The 22,018-nt window shown below is 68.5% G+C and carries 17 protein-coding genes and 1 pseudogene; 9 read left to right on the top strand and 9 right to left on the bottom strand.

Translation table 11 applies throughout. The annotated features are described in order from the left end of the window. Nucleotides 1-40 precede the first annotated feature (40 nt). The 3 genes from EF918_RS11430 to EF918_RS11420 all read left to right on the top strand — a co-directional run bounded on the left by EF918_RS11430 (nucleotide 41) and on the right by EF918_RS11420 (nucleotide 3,548). Nucleotides 41-1,033: a glutaminyl-peptide cyclotransferase gene (locus EF918_RS11430; RefSeq protein WP_312847826.1), complete on the top strand. Its 993-nt coding sequence runs from the start codon at nucleotides 41-43 to the stop codon at nucleotides 1,031-1,033. A 610-nt stretch (nucleotides 1,034-1,643) separates the two neighbouring features. Then, nucleotides 1,644-2,831: a family 1 glycosylhydrolase gene (locus EF918_RS11425; RefSeq protein ID WP_125644423.1), complete on the top strand. Its 1,188-nt coding sequence runs from the start codon at nucleotides 1,644-1,646 to the stop codon at nucleotides 2,829-2,831. 87 nt (nucleotides 2,832-2,918) lie between these two features. Continuing rightward, nucleotides 2,919-3,548 carry an HAD-IA family hydrolase gene (locus EF918_RS11420; protein ID WP_125644421.1) on the top strand — a complete coding sequence of 210 codons (630 nt, stop codon included), beginning with the start codon at nucleotides 2,919-2,921 and terminating at the stop codon, nucleotides 3,546-3,548. Nucleotides 3,549-4,376: 828 nt separating this feature from the next. Here EF918_RS11420 and EF918_RS11415 read toward each other — a convergent pair. Beyond that, nucleotides 4,377-4,904 (bottom strand): hypothetical protein, encoded by a 528-nt coding sequence (locus tag EF918_RS11415; protein WP_125644419.1) that lies wholly within the window; start codon nucleotides 4,902-4,904, stop codon nucleotides 4,377-4,379. A 716-nt stretch (nucleotides 4,905-5,620) separates the two neighbouring features. On the opposite strand from EF918_RS11415, the gene EF918_RS36895 reads away from it, so the two are divergent. Further along, nucleotides 5,621-5,995 carry a hypothetical protein gene (locus EF918_RS36895; RefSeq protein WP_185921703.1) on the top strand — a complete coding sequence of 125 codons (375 nt, stop codon included), beginning with the start codon at nucleotides 5,621-5,623 and terminating at the stop codon, nucleotides 5,993-5,995. Nucleotides 5,996-6,415: 420 nt separating this feature from the next. Here EF918_RS36895 and EF918_RS11400 read toward each other — a convergent pair whose 3' ends face one another. The 5 genes from EF918_RS11400 to EF918_RS11380 form a co-directional block, all read right to left on the bottom strand. Further along, nucleotides 6,416-7,603, bottom strand: coding sequence for a HAMP domain-containing sensor histidine kinase (locus tag EF918_RS11400; RefSeq protein ID WP_260610077.1), 1,188 nt, complete (start codon nucleotides 7,601-7,603; stop codon nucleotides 6,416-6,418). After that, the gene (locus EF918_RS11395) at nucleotides 7,597-8,253 is read right to left on the bottom strand and encodes a response regulator transcription factor (protein ID WP_125644415.1); all 657 of its coding nucleotides are present in this window, start codon (nucleotides 8,251-8,253) and stop codon (nucleotides 7,597-7,599) included. The genes EF918_RS11400 and EF918_RS11395 overlap by 7 nt, the downstream gene beginning before the upstream one ends. A 273-nt stretch (nucleotides 8,254-8,526) precedes the next feature. Continuing rightward, nucleotides 8,527-8,856 carry a hypothetical protein gene (locus EF918_RS11390; RefSeq protein ID WP_125644413.1) on the bottom strand — a complete coding sequence of 110 codons (330 nt, stop codon included), beginning with the start codon at nucleotides 8,854-8,856 and terminating at the stop codon, nucleotides 8,527-8,529. A 407-nt stretch (nucleotides 8,857-9,263) separates the two neighbouring features. Next, on the bottom strand, nucleotides 9,264-9,710 hold the full coding sequence (locus tag EF918_RS11385; RefSeq protein WP_260610075.1) for a transposase: 447 nt from the start codon (nucleotides 9,708-9,710) through the stop codon (nucleotides 9,264-9,266). 143 nt (nucleotides 9,711-9,853) lie between these two features. After that, entirely contained in the window at nucleotides 9,854-12,331 is a 2,478-nt protein-coding gene (locus EF918_RS11380) for a hypothetical protein (RefSeq protein WP_125644411.1), read from the bottom strand. A gap of 282 nt (nucleotides 12,332-12,613) precedes the next feature. Here EF918_RS11380 and EF918_RS38080 point away from each other — a divergent pair. Together EF918_RS38080 and EF918_RS11365 are read left to right on the top strand one after the other, a co-directional pair. Next, nucleotides 12,614-12,797 (top strand): annotated as a pseudogene (locus EF918_RS38080) (hypothetical protein); the annotation flags it as partial. Between the two features lie 1,569 nt (nucleotides 12,798-14,366). Then, nucleotides 14,367-15,482, top strand: a complete 1,116-nt coding sequence (locus EF918_RS11365) for an alpha/beta fold hydrolase (RefSeq protein WP_185921700.1) — start codon at nucleotides 14,367-14,369, stop codon at nucleotides 15,480-15,482. Between the two features lie 75 nt (nucleotides 15,483-15,557). On the opposite strand, the gene EF918_RS11360 is transcribed toward EF918_RS11365, so the two are convergent. Then, on the bottom strand, nucleotides 15,558-16,886 hold the full coding sequence (locus tag EF918_RS11360) for an MFS transporter (protein WP_260610074.1): 1,329 nt from the start codon (nucleotides 16,884-16,886) through the stop codon (nucleotides 15,558-15,560). 227 nt (nucleotides 16,887-17,113) lie between these two features. On the opposite strand from EF918_RS11360, the gene EF918_RS11355 reads away from it, so the two are divergent. Both EF918_RS11355 and EF918_RS11350 read left to right on the top strand, forming a co-directional pair. Further along, nucleotides 17,114-17,761, top strand: a complete 648-nt coding sequence (locus EF918_RS11355) for a hypothetical protein (RefSeq protein WP_125644407.1) — start codon at nucleotides 17,114-17,116, stop codon at nucleotides 17,759-17,761. An 829-nt stretch (nucleotides 17,762-18,590) separates the two neighbouring features. Continuing rightward, a complete protein-coding gene (locus tag EF918_RS11350; protein ID WP_125644405.1) occupies nucleotides 18,591-18,896 on the top strand; it encodes a hypothetical protein in 306 nt (101 codons plus the stop codon). 107 nt (nucleotides 18,897-19,003) lie between these two features. On the opposite strand, the gene EF918_RS11345 is transcribed toward EF918_RS11350, so the two are convergent. Both EF918_RS11345 and EF918_RS11340 read right to left on the bottom strand, forming a co-directional pair. Then, complete coding sequence (locus tag EF918_RS11345) at nucleotides 19,004-19,336, bottom strand: hypothetical protein (RefSeq protein ID WP_125644403.1); 333 nt, start codon at nucleotides 19,334-19,336, stop codon at nucleotides 19,004-19,006. Further along, nucleotides 19,306-20,340: a hypothetical protein gene (locus EF918_RS11340; protein ID WP_125644401.1), complete on the bottom strand. Its 1,035-nt coding sequence runs from the start codon at nucleotides 20,338-20,340 to the stop codon at nucleotides 19,306-19,308. Before EF918_RS11340 ends, EF918_RS11345 begins: the two co-directional genes overlap by 31 nt. A gap of 315 nt (nucleotides 20,341-20,655) precedes the next feature. Here EF918_RS11340 and EF918_RS11335 point away from each other — a divergent pair, with 315 nt between their 5' ends. Next, nucleotides 20,656-21,789, top strand: coding sequence for an N-acetylmuramoyl-L-alanine amidase (locus tag EF918_RS11335; protein WP_185921698.1), 1,134 nt, complete (start codon nucleotides 20,656-20,658; stop codon nucleotides 21,787-21,789). Nucleotides 21,790-22,018: the final 229 nt, after the last annotated feature.

Genomic DNA, 22,018 nt, shown 5'->3' with positions numbered 1-22,018 from the left:
CTACCCATGGCGGTGGCCCGGTCGTGCGAACGGCGGAGGCATGAAGCTCTTGGGCGGCGCCACGCGCACGCAGCGGACCGCACCGGGCAGCCCACCCTGGAGGGTCGTGGCGGCGGTACTGGCCGGGGCGCTGCTCCCCGGCGCCATGGGGGCGTGCGGCCCTGGTCCTTTTGACAGCGCCGCGCGAACAGCCACCCTGTCCGCCGGGCGTGGCCACGCCCTGGCCGACACCCGGGCGTCGGCGTCCGCGCTCGACGCTGTGAGCTCGCCCAGCCGCCAAGCGCCCCTTGGCTCCCGTCCCCACCAGGTGCTGCGCGTCGAAACGCAGGAAATCCTTCCTCACGACCCGCAAGCCTTCACCCAAGGGCTGGAGTTCCGCGGCGGCACCCTCTACGAAAGCACGGGTCTGGTCGGCCGGTCCTCGGTGCGCGCCGGAACACCGGGCAAACCGCCCACCCTGTACGCCGACCTGTCACCCCCTCTGTTCGGCGAGGCCATCACCGTGTCCGGCGACAGGCTGTGGCACATCACCTGGCGCGACGGCATCGCCATCGAACGGGACCCCACCACCCTCGCGGAACGGCGCCGTGTCACCTACGACGGTGAGGGGTGGGGTCTCTGCCACCGACGCGTTGCCGGAAGGGAACAGCTGGTGATGAGCGACGGCACCGACCGGCTCACCTTTCGCGACCCCTCCACCTTCGAGGCGACGGACAGCATCGGTGTGCGCCACGACGGCCGGGCCGTGACGCACCTCAACGAGCTGGAATGCGCACCCGACGGCTCCCTCTACGCCAACGTCTACCCCACGGACATGATCGTGCGCATCGATCCGCACACCGGCACCGTCACCGCCCACATCGACGCCACCGGGCTGCTGAAGCCGGCCGAACGGCGCAGAGCCCAAGCGCTCAACGGCATCGCCGCCGTACCGGGCACCGACCAGTTCCTGCTCACCGGCAAGTTCTGGCCCCACATGTTCAAGGTGGCCTTCGTCCCGAAGGAGCGACCTCGTGCCGGCCTCGACGGGTGAGGACGGCGTGCACAGCCGGCCCTGAGGTAGGCCTGCCCGGCCCGAGGGTTCACGAGCTCCGCGACGCGGCTCGTGTCGCTGCAGTACCGGGCAGGCAGGAGCGGAACCGGTTTTGACGGTGTGTCACCGCACCGTGGAGCGGCAGCCCATCCGCTTCGATCCGCTCCCCCGAACCAAGGTCTTCCGATTCCACCGTCAGGGCGGCGCCGAGTCCGCCTTTGCACCCGGCCGTGGAGGGATTCTGCCGGTGGCGGGCGCCGCCTAGGTTCGTGATCCAGAACGCTTACGCCGGAACCACCGGCCCGCAGCGCCCCCGCCTCGCGAAAGGCTCGCCTTGTCCCCTGCATTGGGCCGGTAGCGTCGCAGGCCGGTCGCGTCGCGGGCCGTTTCGCAGCGCTCCTTTCCGCGGCCGGAGGGCTGCTGTTGAGGCCTTTCCGGCGGCTGGGGCCTGCGGGGGGCGCTGGGGACGGTCGATGATACGTTTCGACGAGAGATCAACTTGTGGGAGTCCGGTCACCTCGGACGTGGCGCCGCCGCCGAGCGCCTGCGGGCCGCTCCGTCGCCCCACGCCTACGTGACCACCCCTTCGAGACCGTTCAGGAGCACCAGCATGGCCCCGCCGTCCGCCTCGGGTCCCAGCGGCTTTCCCCCTGGCTTCCGGTGGGGAACGGCGAGCTCGGCCACCCAGAGCCAGGGCGCGACGCCGGCGGACAACTGGTGGAGCTGGGAGGAGGCCGGCAAGGCCCCGCGCAGTGGCGCCGGGAACGGCTTCGACACGGTGTACGCCTCCGACTTCCGCCTCCTGGCCGACTGGGGCTTCGGCGAGTACCGGATGTCCCTCGACTGGGCCCGGATCGAGCCGAGGGCCGGGCACCGCGACCAGGGGGCGGTCGAGCACTACCGGGAGATCCTCCGGGCCGGGCGCCGGGCCGGCATGACCATGTGGGCGTGCCTGCTGCACACCGCCCTGCCCGCCTGGTTCGCGGCCGAGGGTGGGTTCCTCGCCCCGACGGCCGCAGCCGCGTGGGCCCGGCACGTCGACTTCGTCGCCGAGACCTTCGGCGACCTCGTCGACGGCTGGATGCCGGTCAGCAATCCGGCCGGCTACGCGGAGAAGGCCTATCTGCGCGGCACGTTCCCTCCCGGGCACACGTCCCAGGAGGAGTTCCTCACCGTTCTGCAGGCGGTTCACGAGGCGGAGTTCGAGGCCGCGCTCCGGCTGCGCCAGACCGGGAAGCCGACCTCCACGAACGAGGCCCTGGTGTCGTTGCACCCGGCGGACGCGAGCGCCGACGCCGCGGCGGCGACCGCTCTCGTCGACGCCGTGCTGTGGGGCACGTGGCTGAACATGGCTCGTTCGCCGCGCTACGAGGACGCCTTCGACCAGTACGGCTTCAGCTACTACTTCACTGCGGCGGTCAACGCCGCGGCGGACCTCCTGCCCTACCCCGCCGGCCACCCCGTGGGCGTGGGACCCCAGGGATACGCGTCCTGGGCGCCGGGCCTGGGCGAGGTCCTGGCGCGTCTGCACGCCGAGCTGCCGGGACGGACGTTCCTCGTCTCCGAGATCGGCCTCGGTGGCAAGGACGACACCGAGCGCGCCGCCTACCTGCCGGACGCCCTCGAACAGGTCCGCGAAGCCCTCGCGGCCGGCATGGACATCGCAGGCGTGCATTTTTGGACGGGCGTGGAGAACTACGAATGGCTGGAGGGCTACACCGTCCCCTTCGGGCTGTTCGACCGCGACCGCGCCCCGAGGCAGAGCGCCCACGTCGTCCGCTCCTTCATCCGTGGCTGACCGCCACCCGGTCACGCCCCTTTCGCCGGCGCGCACGTCCGCCGCCCCGGCCCGTCACCCCGACACCCGTACTGCTGGAGTTCCTGCATGAATCACCGCACCGGCCTCGTCCTCGATTTCGGCGGGGTGCTCACCACGCCGCTGCTGCCGGCCGTGCTGGCCTTCGAACAGCGCGAAGGACTGGAGCAGGGAGCGTGCATCAGGGCGCTGTACATGGACGCGGAAGGCATTCGGCTCACCCACGAGCTGGAGCGCGGTGCGCTCACCCAGACCGAATGGAACCAGGCCGCCGCCACCAAGCTCGGAGTCTCCCCGGACAACCTGATGGGCAGGCTCTTCGCCGACCTGCGGCCCGAGCAGGCCCTGATCGACGCAGCCGCCGCGGCGAAACGCACCGGGATCAAGGTCGGCATCCTGTCCAACTCGGTGGGGCTCACCCCCTGGAACCTGTACGACGGCTACGAGCTCGAAACCCTCTACCACGGCGTGGTCATCTCCGAGTACCACGGCATGCGCAAGCCCGACCCGGAACTCTTCCAGGTCATGCTGAAGCTCCTCGACCTGTCGGCCGAGGAGTGCGTATTCGTCGACGACACCGAGGAGTACGTGCGGGCCGCGGAGAAGCTCGGCTTCGCGGGTGTGCACGCGGTGCAGCCCGAGCAGACGGTCTCCCAGCTCGAGGACCTGCTGGGCGTGCCTCTTACCGACGCCGGCTGACACCCGGCCGCCACCGGCGACGTGGGCAGCGCCGACGCCACCGGAGGGGCCGCGGAGGCACCGGAAGAGAGGAACCCGGGGGGCAGCCCGTGCTTCCCCCCCACCCCCCACCCACACGACCTCACAAGGATCTGCCCCCGGCGGATCGAGGCGAGGAACCCGACTGCGTCGAGGAACTCGCCGACCCTCGGGTGGAACGCCGCAGCGTCCTGGAAGATCTCGACGCCGACCCGGAGGGCGCGGGCCAGGCCCTCGCGCATCGCGGTCGACACGTCGGTGATGTGCCCGGCGCGCGGACCGGCGATGACGTCGGCCGTGATGGTGGCGCCGACGTGCTTGGTGACGGCCGCTGCGATCTCCGTGTCGGAGGGACGGTCTGGTCCACGTAGCCGCGCCGTCGATCTTGCGGAGCAGGGCTGAGGCGCGATCGAGCTGCGGCTCATGCGGCTCGGATACGGAAGCCCGAGGCCAGCCGCCTCGTCGGCGTCAACCCTCGGACTGGCCGTGAGTGGCGTAACGGCCGCCCCGAGGGGCGCAAGAGGCGCCCCGTGGCTCCCGCACGACATGTGCGGGAGCCAGGGGGCGCCACCGCACCATCCCTCGACGGTGGGCCCCGTTCCAAAAGTTTGGAACGGGGCTCTTCTACCAGCGTCCGGGTGCTATTCCACTAGCTTGACCACCTGGGTCGCCCCGAGGCAGAGACTGACAACTATGAGGCTCCAGAGGTACCACCTGGGGAGTCCTCCTTCGCGCTTCATCAGGAACAGGTACGCCGGCCCGTGAAGAATCGCCAGTGAGGCCAGGACGAAGACGAGGGCGTCCATGTAGTCAGCAGATGTACATGGAGACGAGGCCTGAGACACCTGCACCAACTGTCAGGGCGGTGGAGAGTGCTGATGCCGCCTCAGCGGAGACCGCGATACCGATCACCGTGATTCCCCCCGCTGCCGCCGCTGCGGCAAAAGCGGCGGCGCCGATCGTGTAGACGGCGGCCATCGCGGCACTGTGGCAGAAGCTGCCGGCCTGCGCGGCGGAGAGGGAGCCGCCGCCCGCCAGCACGAGGCTGCCGTCGGCCTGCTTGTGCAGGGTGAGCGCGGCATCGCCGTTGTCGTAGACGACAGTGCTCTCCCCCGCCGCCAGGGTGCCGCGGGCGGCTGTGATGTCACGGACGAGCTGGTCCACGAGCGGCTGGTCGGCCGGTGCCGCCGCGCGCGGTGCGGCGGCCGTGGAGGCGGCCGGTCGCGGGGCTGCCGTGGCAGTGGTCGCCGTGGACAGGACAGCGCACGCGGTGGCCGCCGCGATTCCCATGACGGCGAGGTTGCGCATACCCGTCTTGGCAAACAATGCGAGGATCAAGACAGTCTCTTTCGGGACAAGTGGAGGCTCGGGTCCGGTGGTTTCCGGCAGCGAGCGTTCTTGATCATGAACCTAGGCGGCGCCCGCCCCCGGCGGGATCCCTCCACAGACAGGTCAAAAGGCGGACCCTGAGCCGCTCTCACGGTGGAGCCGGAAGGCGGAGCGGGTGAGGTGTTCACCGGGACGGTCGTTCGGGCGGCCCGACACTCACGCCCGGCGACGAGGTTCTGCATTCCGGGCGCGTCGGGTTCCGGGCGGCTGGCGCAGAAAGGTCGGTGTGCAGCCGGCACCAGGACCTCGCCGTCGTGCGTCCCAGCCGGGCGATCCGCCCCACCTCCCTGCAAGCCCGCCCGTCGAGGGGCCCTTACCGGCGGCCGCGAGGGCAAGTTGGGCGGGGCAAAAGGCGGCCCAGGTGGTGGCGGGGGCCGAGGCCGTCCCGGGGGTGAGGCCGTAGAGGGCGACTGCGTCCATGAGCGGGGCCGCGAGCGGTAGTACGAGTGGGAGCAGCTCTCAGATCCGTCTGTGGCATCGTCTTGCTTGTGCGCGAGTCGTGGTCGGCTCGGCGATTTCTAGGGCCAGCATCGCCTGGCACAGGGGGAAGGCATGGTTCACAGTCCATTCGACGTTTCTTTGGCGCATGGCCAGAGCATGTCCTGGAAACTCGGCGGGTCTGGGTCGGCCACTGGTCGTGGTCGGTGAATGATGCGGAACAGAAGGTGCACGCCTCCTATGTAGGGCCCGAGGTCCTGGCCGGGTTCATGAACGGTGTCCGGGATCTGCACCTTGGGTGCAGTGCGACCTTCGTTACGTTCTTCGACGAGCCGAGCGGGACGAGAGTCTTCTTCAACCAGAGAGAGAAGGATGTCTTCGTTCAGATCGTGGAGTTCGCGGACCTGAACGAGCCGTCGTCCTGGTGGGCGAGGCTGGTCTGGGCAGGTCGGCTGCCGACAGAGGCATTTGTCAGGGCCTTCATGGCCATGATCGAGAACCTTCTCTCCGAGCATGGGACAGACGGGTACAGGAGGCGCTGGGGGTACGAGTTCCCCGTCCTGGAGTGGACGGCCCTCCAGGCAGCGCACAGCTCCCGCTGACCCGAAGCTGGGCCCGCGTCCAGATCAAGATGGCTGCGATTGCCCGGGATGAGTAGGCCCGGTCTGCAAGGACGACGTCTGGTCGGGTTCGCCACCGACCCTGCCCGGGTTCGTGGCGGACCCAGCCCGGTGCGCGGGCCTCCTTGAACTGGCGGGCCGGCCCGAGAGCCTTCTCCAGCTCGGGCCGGACCTTGAGGCGTGTGCTGATCTGCTCGGAGAAGACCTTGGGGTACTCCGCGACGTGGAGGGCGTCGAGCCGGCTCGCCGGCTCCTGCCGGACGGTCGATGTCCTCGCTTGCCCGATCCGCACTGGCCGGTCGGTGCGGGGCGCGCGCACGACGGAGAGCGCGGGGCGGTCTTCCCGCCGCGGGTGCGGCAGACGCTGCCGGCGGGGGCTGTCGCAGAACTCTCACACTCCATTTATGCGAGCACCGTGCCAGTCCCTGCGAGGTCGGGGAGGCGGATGCAGGTGGTGAGGCCGCCGTCGGGGTTGGCTTGCGCGGTGAAGGCGGCGCGGTGGGCGGTGGCGATGGCCTGCACGATGGACAGGCCCAGGCCGGATCCGTCGGTGGGGGTGTTCAGCCGGGGTCGGGGGCCGCGGCGGAAGGGTTCGAGGAGTTCGGTGGCGGTCTTGTCGTCCAGCCGTGGTCCGGTGTTGCAGATACGGAGCCCGCTCTGATCGACGTGGATGTCGACGGTGCCGCCCGGGTGGTTGTGGGTGACGGCGTTGTCGATCAGATTGCGGACCAGGTGGGTGAGCAGGATCGGGTCGCCGTGGGTGGTGGCGGGTCGCTGCGTGAGGCGGAGCGTGACCTGCGCGCTGCGGGCGGCGTCGGCCGCTGCCTCGGTCTCGCGGGCGACGAGTGCCGTCCAGTCGATTCCCTCGCGTCCACACAGGCCGTGTTGGCCCTGGGCGAGCAGGATCAGGGCGTCGATGAGTTTCTCGCTGCGGCGGTTGACGTCGAGCAGGTCGTTGCGGACCTGTTCGAGTTCGGCCGGGTCGGGATCGCGTAGGCCGACCTGGATGAGGCTGCGTTGGACTGCGAGAGGGGTGCGTAGTTCGTGGGAAGCGTTGGCGATGAAGCGCTTCTGGGCATCGAAGGTGCTTTCGAGGCGGTTCAGGAGGTCGTCGAAGGTGTCGGCGAGTTCGGTGATCTCGTCGTGGGGTGTGCCGGCGGCGAGGCGTTGGTGGAGGTTGGTCGCGCTGATCCGGCGGACGGTGGTGGTCATCTCGTGTACGGGGCGCAGGAGCCGGGCCGCAGTCCACCAGCCGACCAGGGCGGCCAGCAGGGCGGCTGCGGCCAGGGCGACGATGGACCACAGGAGCTGTTGCTGGGCTGCGGCGTCGGTGACCTGCCGGCTGACCGTGGTGATGGTGGTTCCATCGGTACCCGGCAACGTCACGCCTGGGGAGGCGGTGTGGCCGGTCGAGGGCTGGGCCTCCTGGGAGCCGGGTTGTCGGGCTCTTTGTGCGATCTTCACGGCCAGCGCGTCGGTGCCGTGCTGTGTGAGCAGGTAGACGGCGGTCAGCAGGAGAGCGCCCAGTGCGAGGAAGGCGCAGCCGAAGGTGACAGCGATACGGGTGCGGACGGTGCGGCGTTTCAGCACAATGCGTAGCCGCTGCCGGGGAGGGTGCGGATCGGGTCGGGGGCGCCGAGTTTGGCGCGGAGCTTGCTCATAGTGACACGGACCGCCCCGGTGAACGGATCGGCGTGCGCGTCCCAGACCCGCTCCAGCAGTTCTTCGGCGCTGACCACGCCCCCGTCGGCCTCCATCAGTACCCGCAGCACCCCGAATTCCTTCGCAGTGAGGGACAGCGTGCGGCCGTCCCGCTCGGCGTTGCGGCGGACTGTGTCCAGAGTGAGACCGGCATGCCGCAGCCGTGGCGGGGTGGCGGGTGCGGCGCGGCGGGCCAGGGCCTGGATCCGCGCGACGAGTTCGGGAAACTCGAACGGCTTGCAGAGGTAGTCGTCCGCCCCCAGCCCCAGCCCGCGCACCCGGTCGTGCAACGTCCCGGCAGCGGTGAGCATCAGAATCCTGGTCCGTGTATCGGACGCGGCCAGCGAGCGGCACAGCGTGTCACCGTGGGTACCTGGCAGGTCCCGGTCAAGGACGAGAACGTCGTATTCGGTCAGCTCCAGCAGGTCACGCACCGCATTTCCGTCGCGCACCACGTCCACCGCCATGCCCTCCCGACGCAACCCAGCCCCCAGCATCCTCGCCAGGACCGGCTCGTCCTCGGCCACCAGCACCCGCATCCCACAACCTCCCGTCCCGGACCCGCACGGCCCCACCCGTTTCCGGGCGGGACAAGCCTCGATGCCCACTCTGGCCGACCGGACTGCCGTGCGGGAGAGCCGACCGGTCCCCGCACCGGGGGAGGGGTCCGCCCTCACATGGACGGACAGAGGCCGTGCGGGCGGTGGTGCCATGTCCCCAGGGGGGCCATGGCACCACCCGGCGCCATACGGCCATCACCGGATCTGTGACCCGGGCTCTGAGCCCTCGACAGCCTCAGGGCCCGGAGATCCTCACTTCTGTGCCGGCTGGGCGGGGGCGCGGTCCTTGCCCGCGGAGGGGTCGGTGTCGCTGAAGGTCAGCTTGCCGTTCTTGTCCACGGTCGCGTACTTGCCCGTCCCCTCCTGGGCGGGGGCGCGGTCCTTGCCCGCGGAGGGGTCGGTGTCGCTGAAGGTCAGCTTGCCGTTCTTGTCCACGGTCGCGTACTTGCCCGTCTCACCGGAGGGCTTGCTGCCGCTGTCCGGGCTCTGTGCGGCGGCGACGCCACCCAACGCGAGCACCGTGAGTGCCCCGCCTCCCAGGATGAGGGTGGTCTTGCGACGAAGATTCTGACCAAGGTTCATGATCTATCCCTTTCCGTAGACGCCCCTTGTGGCCGTCTGCGGTACCCAGCTCACCAGGCGCGGCGTTTCGGCAGCGTCTCCCCGTTCTTTAGGCGATCTTTACCCCGGGGCCTGCGACGGGGGTGCTGTCGCAGCGCCATCCGTTCTCCCCCTCGTGCCTCAGGCCAGTTCGCCGTTGCCGTCGTCCGGGCCCGGACACGGGGTGTGCCTGAGCAGGGCCGGGGCTCCGTCCCGGGGCCGGGCCCTGGCTCCGGTTACGGAGGCTCCGCCCCGCCCCGCGCCTCAAACGCCGGCGGGCGACGGCGGTGGAACCGAGGCGGTTCGCCGGCGGGCCCAGCTCCACCCGCACGAGGGAGAGGAACCGGCGCCGGAGCCCGTCCGAGTCGACGCGGCCCGGCGGCCGAGCTTCAGCTGGTGCCGGGGCGGTGGACGTGGACGGTCTTGCCGTGGACGGGGCGTGGTGACCCGCCGCGTGGTCTTCCCAGTCCGTGATCACGGGGCTCGTTGAAGATGCCGGCCGGCGGTTCCTTCTGCAGGTCGCCCTGCTCGCGGGCCGCGTCCGCATGCTCATGGGCACCGCACACCGTGGAGTCGACGCTCAGGTCCCTTTTGATCGCCCCCTTCGCGTCGGCCAGGGACTGGAGCCGGGTGGGGGTCCGGTGCCTGGTCCCGCTCCGCTGCCATCGGCGGAACAGGTCGTAGATCCGGCTCCGCGGTCCGTACTCGGCGGGCACGTCCCGCCACGGAACACCGGTGCGGTCCTGAAACCGTATGCCCTCGATCAGCCGGCTCCGGGGCCGGGCGGGTGGCCGCCCCGCCCTGGCGCCCTCCTTCGGCAATAGCGGCTCCGGCACCGCCCACTGCGGTCCGGGTAATCCGCCGCGTTCCCGAACCGTGGCCCTTCTCGGGATCACGTGCGTGCCGGTCCGTCTACTAGGCGATCCATTGGTCGTGCACCGAACCGGCGCGAAGTCGAGTCCCAGCCCGGCCTTGCAGACTAAGAAGTAGACTCAGTTTTCCTTCCGCAACCCGCGCACCCACCTCGCGGCTTTGGCGAACCGGCACCGTAGGTCGCCACTACGGAAACGTGTCCGCTGAGGCCGGACAAATCCACGGTCTCTTCTTCGGAACTAAATCTCTGCCACGGTACACCGTTGACCGACACGGCTGACAACCGGTGTCCTTCGGGTACGCGGATCCGTAGCGACACACTTTGTGCCGGATTCCGATCAGGGACGTCCACAAAGCCTTGGACTTGTCCCGAATCGATGTCTGATGTGAGGGAGTAGGTAAGAGGACCGAAAGGGGTGGGGAGGCCTCTGACGGTAATGTGGTTTCCCTGCTCCATCCATCCGCGCGGGGTAAAGTATGCGAGCTCCAGGGATTCATGTCGTCCGTGTGAGTCCGCGGGAGTATGTGCCAACATGAGCCGGAGCGCTTCCAGAAGGGAGGTGTTGTTGGCGCTGTTCGGTGGAAGGTACATTGCTCGGTAATACTCGTCTTTCGTCCATCCTTTTTCGGGGGATGGTGCGATGCAGGTGTCTTCTCCTCGACAGGGTGGCCATTTGGTCAGAATGGGGCCGACATTGTGCGCCTCCCCGGAGATGAAGGTGTCGCGCGTCATTCCGTGCGCCAGCTTCCCGTAGAAGCTGAGCACCAGCTGGTCCGCCTGGTCATTGGCTGCAAGGAATTTAAGTTGCTCAACCTCGTAGACGTTATTGTGTGCCGATCCATGCGCTCGCAGTAGGCCGAGAAGCCGGCCACCGTGCTGCAACACGTACTGGAGAGTCTCAGTAGCCTCTGGACCTCCGGGCGCGTACACGTCGGAGGCAAAACCGTAGTGCGACACGAGGTTCCAATACCCCCCAAGGACCTGCTCGGTGATCGGGTCCCACGGCTTCTCGTTGTCGAGCAAGCTGACAGGTGTGAAGAGTGAGCCGTCCGCGAGCGTCACGCGCGATTTGCGCACGGCCCTCTCATAGCCCTCCTTCAGTTTGGCCGCAAAGTCGGCGTATCGCTGTCCGCGATCTTCATACCCCAGCTCCAGCCAGACCTGAGAAATTACTTGGGCGCCACGTTGGGCGAGGCCGATCTGATGAAGCCCGTATACAGTTCGTGCGATGTCACTCGAATACCGCTGACGCTCGAGCAGGTTGTTCGGGTCAGCAGCATTCTGTTTGATGAGGTCCTCCAGGAAGGCGGAGTACGTTGGCTCGTTCTTCAGGAGAAAGGGCGTGTCGTGTGTGAGATGCCAATAATCGGCGGCATGCAGAAGTTTCGCACCCATCTCGAAATTCCGTCGGTCCCGCCCTTTCGTCAATGGAAGCAAGTCTGCAAGGGACGATGCGTACATCTCTGTGAAGCCGAGATGCCCGAGCGTGCCGACCGTGTCGCTGCTCTCGGCCTGATAGAAATCCTCGTAGCTGTTTCCGAGGCTGTAGCGCCAAGCCATCAGCAGGTTCTGGATCAGAAGCGCTTTGGTCGCATGGTTGACACGCTGCTCGGGTACCTCGACAACTGCTCGCCCATCAAGGCGTCGGTCCCAGTAGCTTTGGGTGCGCTCCCTGGCTTCGCTATGGCTCTGAGGGCCGGCCTTGAGGTCGCGAGGAACGCGTGCCGCATCGACCGGACGGACGAGGTAGGCATCGGTGGAATGCCCGGCGGGTTTGACGTCGTATGTCAAGTCCGTGCCGTCGAATTTGGCTCCTGGAGTGAAGTACAGGAACGTCTTCCCGTCTCTCACAAGTCGGTTGTCCCGAGCGGATAGTCCACATGCTGTACGGCCACACACCTCGCGCAGCTTGATAGTGGCCGAATTGGACTTACCTCCACCCGACGCGGTAATTCTGATGAAGCTCGCAGCTAGATCGGTGCCGGGAATGTGCGCCGCAAATGACTGCTGGCGATAGGAAACGCCCTGCGCGTCCTTGTATTCTGATTCCAGAACGGGGAGGTACCCTCGGGATAGATGCGGTCCTTTGAGGTTGGCAAGACAAGCCCCGTACCGCTCGTCGCCGTGTCCTACGAAAACTTTCAAGTTCCTGCCGTTCCAGTGATTGCTCATGATTTGGCTGCCATCTGCCACATGAAGAGCCACTGCCCCACGGCCGGTCAATTCTTTCGGAAAACCGAACGGAATATAATAGACGCCCGTGTCCGTCATCGGGCCGAGATGTACCGGCTGGCGAACGTACATGAGGGGAGTCAGATAACCTTTGACATTGTCGTAGGTCGGTCCGTTCCGACTCGCCAGTACTTTTTCCCCCCAGATGTCTTCCTTCGAGCGCAGTGCCGTTTCAACGCCGCTCTTGTATTCGGAGGTGAGCCGGGGTTGCGCGACACCCGCCGGACAAGGGCCACCGCCCCCCTCACTCACGCCCGTGGCTTGCATACTGGTCGCCACCAAGGCCAACAGTACAGCGGCAAGAATGATTGCCTGGGCGCGGAATCCCCTCTGCTCGATCTTGGAGTACACCTGTTTCCATCCACGGGGTAGGCGCGGTTTCTGTGCATGTCACTGGAAGAACCCAGCAGAAGCCGTTTGTGGTGCGACTGTCGGTGTCCGATGAAGCGTGGTCGTTGAGCGAGCCGTTGCTGCCGTAGCCGTAGATGGCGCCGAGGCTCGTTGCGGGCCGACCGCAGACTCCTGGCCGGCGGGCTGTGGAGGGGCGGAGCCGGCAGGCTGTGGAGGGCCGGAGCCGGCAGGACTATGTGTCCGGGGAGCGGGACCGGCTGCCCTCGCCGGATGGTCCGCTCGTACAGGGCCAACCCCCGCCGCAAAGGCGCCTAGAACGGTCTCAGGGAAGCACCAGGGCACCGCAACCCCCCGGGCCGCACCGCTCGCCGCGTTCGACACGGACCGGAACTGCCCCTGGCTCCTGGACCGGCAGCGGCAGTACCGCGTTCTGGCGGACCTGCGCGACGCCGACGGGCAACTGCCGACATCGCCCCGGATGCCATCAATCTCAGCGACTGCCGGCGCCCAGATTCGCCGTTCCCTCACGGTGAGCAATACACGATGGCGCGAGCCGTTCCGGTGCCGTTGTTGGCAGTGTTTCGGAACGTAACCGTCCAGCTGTCGTTGTCGCCAGGGGGGCGGGCGGACACCGACGGGAAGATAAGGGTGGAGGATGCAGAGAAGCCACCGCCGATTGCTACCTGGCCCATCGGGCAGTCGGCAGTGCTCGTAGCTGGAGTGTTGCCGTTCACCGCGACGAGCGGCCCGAGTACCTCGGTGACACTGATGGCGCCGGTAGCGCCCGCCGGACCCGTGGCGCCCGCCGGACCCGTCGCACCTGCCGGACCCGTGGCGCCCGCCGGACCCGTCGCACCTGCCGGACCCGTCGCACCCGCCGGACCCGTGGCGCCCGCCGGACCCGTCGCACCGTCCGCGCCCGTGGCGCCTGCCGGACCCGTCGCACCTGCCGGACCCGTCGCACCGTCCGCGCCCGTCGCACCCGCCGGACCCGTCGCACCTGCCGGACCCGTCGCACCGTCCGCGCCCGTCGCACCCGCCGGACCCGTCGCACCTGCCGGACCCGTCGCACCGTCCGCGCCCGTCGCACCCGCCGGACCGGTCGCACCTGCCAGACCCGTCGCACCCGCCGCGCCGGTGGCGCCGGCCGGTCCCGTCGCACCCGCCGCGCCCGTCGCGCCGGTGGCGCCGGTGGCGCCCGCCGGACCTGTAGGGCCGGTGGCGCCCTTCGGACCGAACGGCGGGCACTTGTCGTGCCCGCCGTACGGGGGTCGGCTGTGCGGCGGCTTGTAGTACGGCTTGCAGCCATTGCCTTCGTCTGTTGACGGCACGGGAGTGGTCACGCCTGCGGTGGTCGGCTGGACCATCGCGACGACGGGGCTCGCCATGCCCACGAAGGAGAGCGTGGCCAGGGCACTGCCTGCCATCCATGCCCGACTGCGGGGGGTGGGACCAAGAGGCGACCTGGCGCGGTACTCACGGCTCATGCAGTGCTCCTCGGGATGGATGAACCCGCCGGGCAGATTCGGCTCAGCCCGGCCACGGACTTTATGAGAGAAACCGACAAAAACACCTGTGTCTTGAGCGAAACAGGCAGATGCCACCTCGTTGGCCTACCAAGCTGAACCGTTCCGGCTTCTCTGAACCGTTCCGACTGTCCTGCCGGTGTTTTGGTGGCGGGCGATCTGTCGGCTCTGAGATCTCGTCGCAGCGGGCATCGCCTCGTCGGTCGGTTCCAGCGCCAGCTTCAAGAACGGGTCGCCCCGGGCGCCTGCGAACGGCACGTGATCAGAGGGGAGCTCACCGGGTTCCGCCGGTTCATCACCGGCACCGTCACCGTCGCACTCCAGGGCACCGTGGCGGCGCAGTCCGCTCCGGTAGGCGGCCTGTGCGGGGCGGAGGGACGATGGTTGTCCGGGTGCTTATCCCGTGGGAGTCCTGCCCACACGGAGGGAGCACCGGCGATCTCTGCGAAAGGGCCGGCGCGGGGTTCGCGGCCGTGGTGCCGGTCCCGGAGCTTCGGGAGGAGGCGGCCATGGCCTGGAGCAGCGCCGGTCGCGGGCACGGCGCGCGCCGTGTGCTCGCCGTGGCGGTGTCGTGTGCGCTGACCTGGGGCGCGGCGGGGTACGCCGGAGCCTCGGCCAGCGGCGGCGGGTTCGCCTCGCCGTCCCTTGCCGCTCCGGCCGCCTCCCGCTCGGCCTCCCCCACGCCCACGCCTGCGCCCCCGCTCCCGCCGACGCCGACGCCGACGCCGGCGCCGACCGCCCGTGAGCAGCGCGACTTCCGCGGGCTCGTAGATGTCGGCGGGGGCCGGAAGATCTACACCGAATGCAGGGGGAAGGGCTCCCCGACGGTGATCCTCATTGCAGGCAAGGGCAACGGCGTCGAGGACTGGAAGTCCGTGCTGGACCCGGCCGACCCCATCCACCGGGCGCCCGGTGACGACCTCCCGTGGCGGACCACCGGCGTGCACCTGAGCGACGACTCGGTGTTCTCCCAGGTCTCCCGCTTCACCCGGGTGTGCGCGTACGACCGGCCCGGCATCCGCACCGGGCCCGGCACGACCACCCCGAGGCCCCAGCCCCACACCCTCGACCTCGCCGTGGACGATCTGAACGCGCTCCTCACCTCGCTCGGCGAACCCGGACCCTACGTACTGGTCGCCCACTCGTACGGGGGCTTGATCGCGACGCTGTACGCCCGTACGCACCCGCGGAACGTCGCCGGCCTGGTGATGGTCGACACCGTCACCGAACTCATAGCCGACGTCATCAGCCCCGGCGCGCTCAAGAACTGGGACACGACGAACGCCAGGACCTCACCGCAGGTGAGGGAAGGCGTCCACATCATGGACGCGTTCAGGAGGATCAACGCGGCGCCACCGATGCCGCGGGTGCCCGCCATCGTGCTCTCCGCGGACAAGCCGTGGCGTCTCGACCTGCTGCCGCCCGCGGAGCGGAAGGGCGAGAGGGTCGCCTTCAAGGACTCGCTGGCCGCGCTCGACCAGCTGAGCAAGGCGCTCCACGCCAAGCAGCACATCACCGAGACCCACAGTGGGCACGACATCTACCTCTACTCGCCGCAGGTGGTCACCGACGCGATCAGGTCGGTCGTCGACGATGTGCGCTCAGCTCCTGCCGGAGCCCCGTGACGGGGTGGACCCGAGGCGCCCGAAGTACCTGGGCGGTACCTCGCGGCCCCGTGGACCGGCGTTACGCCGTTCTCGTCACGGTCCCCCGACCGGCCGCCGGCCCCGGATCGCCAGGCTCAAGGCAGCGGATCCCAGGACCGAGAGCAGCGCGGCCCCGCGCAGCAGGGTGTTGATGGCAGGGCCGTCGGAGGCCGCGTGCACCGCCGAGCCGCTGATCGCCTCCAGGAGGGTGGAGCCCACGGCCAGCGTCATGGCCCCGAACAGCACGATCGTGGTCAGGAACAGGCCCGACGCGGCGGCGAGGCGGCCTGGCTCGACGTACGACTGCGTCGTCACGTTCGCCAGCGCCCAGACGAGCCCGCCCCCGAGACCCACCACCGCGAAGACCGCCGTGTACGCGGCGAGGTCGGTCATCCAGGTCAGGGTGAACAGGCTGACGCCGCTGAGCAGCAGGCCGCCCACGATCAGGGTCTCGGGACGAATCCGCTCCGCCAGGTGCCCCGACGAGTAGTTGCCGACCCCCAGGCCCACGGACAGCGCCAGGAAGACCAGGCCGGAGCCCAGCGGCGACAGCCCGCGTACCTGTTGCAGGTAGATCGCGGAGAAGAGGTTGATCAGAGCGTGGACCATGTTGGACAGCGTTCCCGCGAGTGCGACGGCCACGAAGAGGCGGTTGCGCAGCAGCCCGAGGTCGAGCAACGGTCGCTCGGAGCGCTGATCGATGCGGAGGAACACGGCCAGCAGCGCCAGCCCTGCGGCGATGCAGCCGAGCGTCGCGGCGGAGTCCCAGCCCCAGCGCTTTCCCTGGTCCACGCCGATCAGGAGGCCGGCCACACCGCCGGCCAGGGTGAGCACGCTGGGCAGGTCGGGGCGGCCTCCGGCTTCCTCGTCGCGCGTCTCGGGGACCTGCCGCAGCAGGAGCACGATGGCGGTCAGGCAGAACGGCAGGTTCAGCAGGAACAGCGCGCGCCAGCTGACGTGTTCGGCCAGGGCCCCACCCACGACGGGTCCCACGATGGTTCCGATCGTGCCGCAGGTGATCACGATGGCGACGGCACGTGCTCGGCGCGCGTCCTGGAAGTACGCGGTGACCACGGCGACGGCCACGGGGAAGACCAGGGCCGTGGTGCACCCCTGGACGACCCGCCCCGCAATCAGCCAGGCGGGATTCGGCGCCACGGCGCACCCGACGGAAGCGATGGCGTAGCCGGTGAGTCCGATGACGAGCACACGCTTGCGGCCCCACAGGTCAGCGGCCCGGCCGGCAGTGATCAACAGGGAGCCGAGGGCGAGCATGGAGCCGCTGAACAGCCACTGGAGGTCGGTGGTGGGGGTGTGAAAGTCCCGGCCGATGACGGGAAGCATCAGATTGAGTGCGAAGAAGTCCATCTGCACCAAGAGCATGCAGATGCCGGCGGCCGCGATGACCGCCCGGTCCCGACGGCCGAACCTGGCTCGGGATTTCCCGCCCCCGCCGGCATTCGCATGTCTCGTCATGGTCGCTGTGTCCCGTCACGTGAGCCGGAAGCCGGAGCCGGAGCCGGAGCCGGAGCGGGAGCCGTCCCGCCGGCCGCTCCGTCACGCATTGTCGGCCGTCCGGGCCGGGACACCGGTGAAGCCCGCTGCGCCGGATGCGACGTGTCGGCCGCCTCCGCCCGGCGGCACCCTCGGACCTGGTCGACGCCGACGGGCAACTGCCCGACTTCGTCCGCTTCCGGGGGCGCTTCGGATCGGTCACCATGGAGGTCCGTCGGCGATCCGAGGTGGGGATGAGCGAGGGTGGGGACGTTCTGGACGGGCAGGGGAGCAGGCCGGAGCATGTCGGACCGGCCCCCTGGCTGGCGCTGGGGTGCCTGGTCGGGCTGCTTCTGGCCTATGTCGTACTGACGAGCTTCACCGCGGAGTTGCGGGCGGCGCTGTGGGGCGAGCCCGGCACCGTGACCGAAGCCGACTGCCGGACGTACGACAACACCGTGGCCAATGCGGGGACGTCGACGTCCTGCTCGGGCACCTTCACCCCGGCCGCCGGCGGCTCGTCGTTCGACGTCCCCGTCGAGGGCGACGTCGATGCGCTGCCGGTCCGCGCGTGGCTGGTGGACGGTACGTCCGGCACCGCGTACGTCTCGCCGACGGTGTGGGCGGGGGTGCTCCCGGTGGGGCTGTCCCTCCTCCTGGCCGGACTTCCGGTGGCGGTGACGGTGACGCACGTACGCCGCGTCCGCGCCGCCCAACGCCCTGGAAAGCCGCTTCACCGCTCAGGTCCGGGGTCGCGTGCGTGATCGACGACGAGCACGACGGGTGCAGCGAGCACGTCACCTGGCTCGACGTCGACAAGCCGGGCCGGGCCGGGCCTGTGGCCAGGGGAGCGGCCGGCGGAGGCACGATCCGCGGCCTACCTCGAACGAGGTAGGCCCTTCACGGGTGTCTGAGCTTCCTCCACTGTCATCGCAGGTAGGGCTGCGCTCGCTGTGACGCCTTGGATCGCCTTCATCGGGGGCCTCGGTTCCGACAGGGCCGCGCATTCACGAGGGTCCGCCAGAGCACTGGCCCGGGATGAACAAGCTTGCTGCGCACTTGAGCTTGATGCATGCGCCGTCCTTGTTCGCCCTGTGCGTGCGCAATGGTGCTGATGGCTGTGGCATGCGTCCCCCCGGTCGATGGCGAGCGGAGGGGAAGGAGTGGCGTAACCGTTCCGGAGAGCGGTCCGGGTGCCGTGGGTCGCCGTTGCGGTGACCAGCACAGCCTCCGTGGCTGCCCCCGCCGCCAGGACACTCCCGGAGCCTTCGCAGCAACTGGCCATGATCTTCGAGGACGGCCCCCATGCCATGGAAGGGGTGAATGGGATCTACATGAGGGTAGGGACGTTCGTCCTGATCCTCTCTCACCCAGCCGAAAGACCAGGCGTACTGAAGAATGTCGCTTCGGGGGATGTCTGAGGGCGCTACTGCGTGCAGTGCCCGGGAGCGGCCGAACCTGGCGACTTCGGCGAGGACCAGACCCGCGTGTTCCGCATCTCGGTCCGCCCCGCACTCAGCGAGGACGACCAGGCCCGCACCTACGCCGCCGAGGTCGACTCGCGCCGACTGCCGAACGCAGAGCCGGATGTGCATGGGCGTCGCCCGCGTATGGCTCGGGTACGGCTACCTGGACGGCACCACCGGCGGCGGCGAGGGCGTCGACGTGTGGAGCGGCACGGCCCGCCCCGCCACCGTGACCGGCATCGTCGCCACCGTCGACCCGTACAAGAGGAACGCCGAGATCAAGATCCTGTACGGATCCGGCGGGCGGCCCCGCGGTGTGCGGCGCGGGCCCGGTGGCGGGGGCGTTGCCGCTCGTCCTGTCAGCCTCAGGGTGCGGCAACTCCGGCCGACGCGCCTGCGGGTGCTCCACGAGGCCCGCAGGGGCCACTGCTGACGCAGGAGGCGGTTCCCGGGCTGCATGATCGTCGCCGTCGCCGCGTCGTGCCTCGCGGCGCTGGTGCTCGTCCTGCCCGCAGACTCACGCGAGCTGACGGATCGGGATCAGAAGCCGAACCATGTCCGCCAAGAGTTCTTCCGCTCCTCACGCAGCTTGTGCATCTGCTCCACGTAGCTGGCCCGGAATCGACACAGAAGAACATTGAAGAGGTGATTCGTGCCTTCCTCGGTCCGACTGTTCTCAAAAGCGAAGATTCTTTCCCTGAATTCGGCCAGATATTCCAGGGCGTCGTTCCGTGCATCAGACGGGTCGGGGTTCTCCTGGAGGATGCGCAGGGTGCGCTCCAGGTCATCGATGACATCCCGGAAGGTATGTGCGCTCGATCCGTTTGCGGGAAGCAGACCGCTCAGCAGGTTCGCGGAGAGATCGACATCCATGAGGCCGAGCCTGAGGAGTGCGTCACGGATCCATTCGAGCTCCGGGAGCCTCTCCCCTGCCTGTTCCCACCTGTTACCGGCCGGATGAAAAATCTGTAATATTCGTCGGACTCGAAGAAGAGGACGAGGTGATATTGGATCAGCGAGGTGTCCGAATTCTGCATCCAGTACAGGAAGGCGGGCGCCCAGGGGCCCGGACTGACCTCTGAGAACCTCCTTGGCAGAGGTATTTGCGACACATCGATCTTCAGGTCCGAGCCTTGTTTGACTGCCGTTTCCGGCGCCCTGCGGACGAGGGGGTACTTGCTCTTCTTGTCGATGGCGGTGAGCCGCGCGTGAGCCTCTGACGTATCGCTCTGCGATGTGAGGCCCCACAGTTCTACCGGATCTTTGGTGGAGAAATTCGCCATCTGAGCAAGAGCATCCTGCGGCCTTCCGGAACGACGGATCGACGAAGCGGCTTTGTCGATCTCTTTGACGCGCTCCGATGCGTTGGTCATCCTTACCCTCTGCCTCTTCAAGATCCGGTCCGCCAGCATTTCGGCTTCGACCGCTCTGCAGTTCAGCAGGTAAACCTCCTCTTCCCGCACCTTCGCCAGGACTCCCTTGCACCAGGAGCGTCCATGGCTTCCCCGCCTCTTACACCGGTCCGTGTTCGAGCAATAACTGGTCACGCCGGCGAGGGGGCCGCTCCCCACGACGTACAGCGTGAAGCCGGCAGCTTTCGCGGACTCTTCCAAGTTGTGCAGAACTGCGCCTGCCAGGCCGCCCTCGCCGCCCAGTCGGTAATTGTCGCAGTAGACACCTCTCCCGCCCCGTACCACTTGGGGGAACCACTTTGCTTCGTCCTTCCCCAGGAGTGCTGCCGCTATCGCGACTTTCGGAACGTACTCCTTGGGATTGCCCGCAAATCGGAGCGTTGTGCCGCCGGGTACCGGAACATCAGCTTCCCCGGCGAAGAAGCCCTTCGATATTCCGTGTCCGACTACGAGAGCCTTTGCCACCTGACGCATTCCTTTACCAGAACCTTGAGTTCGCCTCGCTGCGGCGACGGTGAGAACGAACTGTAAGGCAGGACGGCTGCTGGATGCGGGATGGAGTGGTCAACCGTTCGGGCATCGGACTTTCTCGTCGGGGCAGACGATCGGTAGTCGTCAGGGATCGGGAGGTCGGGCCCACGATCGATATCGGGAGCGGTCGGAAGACGCGGTCCGAGGCGGGCGGGCGCTCGTTAGCGGAAACAAGTCATTCGCGCAGCGCCGCATTAACCCGTGGAGCGCCAAGCTGGTCGGATGAAGATGCGACATGCTTTCGGCCTCATGACAGCAGCCGTCGTCGGCGTGAGCGGTATCGGCACGGTCGGTGTCGCCCAGGCCGCCGAAAGTGAGAAGTCGGAACCGTCGTCCGCGACCCTCCAGCAGATCTCTCTTCAGGCGAACGAGGGCGTCAGCGATCTCACAGGCCAGCGTTCGACCGATGCGTTCAGACTGTTCGGTCTCAATTGGGACGACCCCACGGAGCAGTTGTCGGGCGACGTCGAGGCGCGTACGCGTGACGCGCAGACCGGCACCTGGTCGGACTGGGTACGTCTGGAGGCGAACGGCCCCGGCGGCGAGGAGAACGGCAAGGGCTCCCGCGGCGCCAGCAACTCCGTCTGGGTCGAGCCTTCGGACGGCGTCGAGGTGCGTGTGGCCGGTGCGCAGAAGTCAGCTGGTGCTGCACTGCCGAAGGGCGCTCGGCTGACTCTCGTCCACCCGGGCACGAACGGCGGCAAGGGTACCGACGACAAGGTCGGGACGGGCAGGGCCGGCCAGCCGCCGATCGTCTCGCGTGCAGGCTGGGGAGCCGACGAGACGATGGTCCCGCCGGGTACCGAGCCGGGTGACCCCGCCCACGACCCCGAGTACAACCCTGACGTCAAAGCGATGTTCGTGCACCACACCACAGAGTCGGACACCAAGTACAAGTGCAAGGAGTCGCCGGACAGGGCGCGCGCCGTCCAGAAGCTCCACGTCCTGGGGAACGGGTGGAAGGACGTCGGCTACAACTTCATGGTCGACAAGTGCGGAACCATCTTCGAAGGCCGCAAGGGCGGCGTCGACAAGCCGGTGCTCGGCGCCCACACGTACGGCTTCAACCGCGAATCCAGCGGGGTGGCGCTCCTCGGCGGCTACATGGACGCCAAGGCGGCCCGCCAGGCCCTGTCGGCCGTCGGGTCCCTGTCCGCCTGGAAGCTCGGGCTGCACGGGGTGGACCCCGACGGCACCGTGGACCTGAAGGCCGGAGCGACCCAGAAGAACCACTACGGCAAGCAGTTCGAAGCGGGCAAGACCTATCCTTTCGAACGGATCTCGGCCCACCGTGACGGCACCGACACGCTGTGCTCCGGAGACGAGCTCTACGCACAGCTCCCCGAGATCCGCCGGTTCGCGAAGGAGGCCAACGGCCGCTGACGGTGAGGCAACCGGCGCGGGGTGGGGCGTGCTGCCGAGGCCCAGCGCCTCGCAACCCGCCCCCGCCGTCCACCGATCGGCGAAGGCCCGGCGTCGAGGCCTTGCCGACGATGGGACGTATGGCATCCACACGAATCGCGGTCATCACCCTTGTCGCCGGCGCCGCCGCCATCGCCTCGATGGTCGCCGCCCCCCTGGCTTCGGCCGCCCCCGCCGACCGACCCTCCCA

This window comes from Streptomyces sp. WAC06614 (assembly GCF_003949795.1).
In the GTDB taxonomy this organism is placed as follows: Bacteria; Actinomycetota; Actinomycetes; order Streptomycetales; family Streptomycetaceae; genus Streptomyces.
This window is presented reverse-complemented; position numbering and strand designations above follow the sequence as displayed.

What these genes read in the sequence shown, in the direction of transcription:
- EF918_RS11360 (WP_260610074.1), bottom strand. Translation starts at nt 16,886, where the DNA reads ATGCTCTTGGTGCAGATGGACTTCTTCGCACTCAATCTGATGCTTCCC.
- EF918_RS11390 (WP_125644413.1), bottom strand. Translation starts at nt 8,856, where the DNA reads ATGAACCTTGGTCAGAATCTTCGTCGCAAGACCACCCTCATCCTGGGA.
- EF918_RS11365 (WP_185921700.1), top strand. Translation starts at nt 14,367, where the DNA reads ATGGCCTGGAGCAGCGCCGGTCGCGGGCACGGCGCGCGCCGTGTGCTC.
- EF918_RS11425 (WP_125644423.1), top strand. Translation starts at nt 1,644, where the DNA reads ATGGCCCCGCCGTCCGCCTCGGGTCCCAGCGGCTTTCCCCCTGGCTTC.
- EF918_RS11395 (WP_125644415.1), bottom strand. Translation starts at nt 8,253, where the DNA reads ATGCGGGTGCTGGTGGCCGAGGACGAGCCGGTCCTGGCGAGGATGCTG.
- EF918_RS11355 (WP_125644407.1), top strand. Translation starts at nt 17,114, where the DNA reads ATGCGACGTGTCGGCCGCCTCCGCCCGGCGGCACCCTCGGACCTGGTC.
- EF918_RS11430 (WP_312847826.1), top strand. Translation starts at nt 41, where the DNA reads ATGAAGCTCTTGGGCGGCGCCACGCGCACGCAGCGGACCGCACCGGGC.
- EF918_RS11345 (WP_125644403.1), bottom strand. Translation starts at nt 19,336, where the DNA reads ATGGATGTCGATCTCTCCGCGAACCTGCTGAGCGGTCTGCTTCCCGCA.
- EF918_RS11350 (WP_125644405.1), top strand. Translation starts at nt 18,591, where the DNA reads ATGGGCGTCGCCCGCGTATGGCTCGGGTACGGCTACCTGGACGGCACC.
- EF918_RS11335 (WP_185921698.1), top strand. Translation starts at nt 20,656, where the DNA reads ATGACAGCAGCCGTCGTCGGCGTGAGCGGTATCGGCACGGTCGGTGTC.
- EF918_RS11420 (WP_125644421.1), top strand. Translation starts at nt 2,919, where the DNA reads ATGAATCACCGCACCGGCCTCGTCCTCGATTTCGGCGGGGTGCTCACC.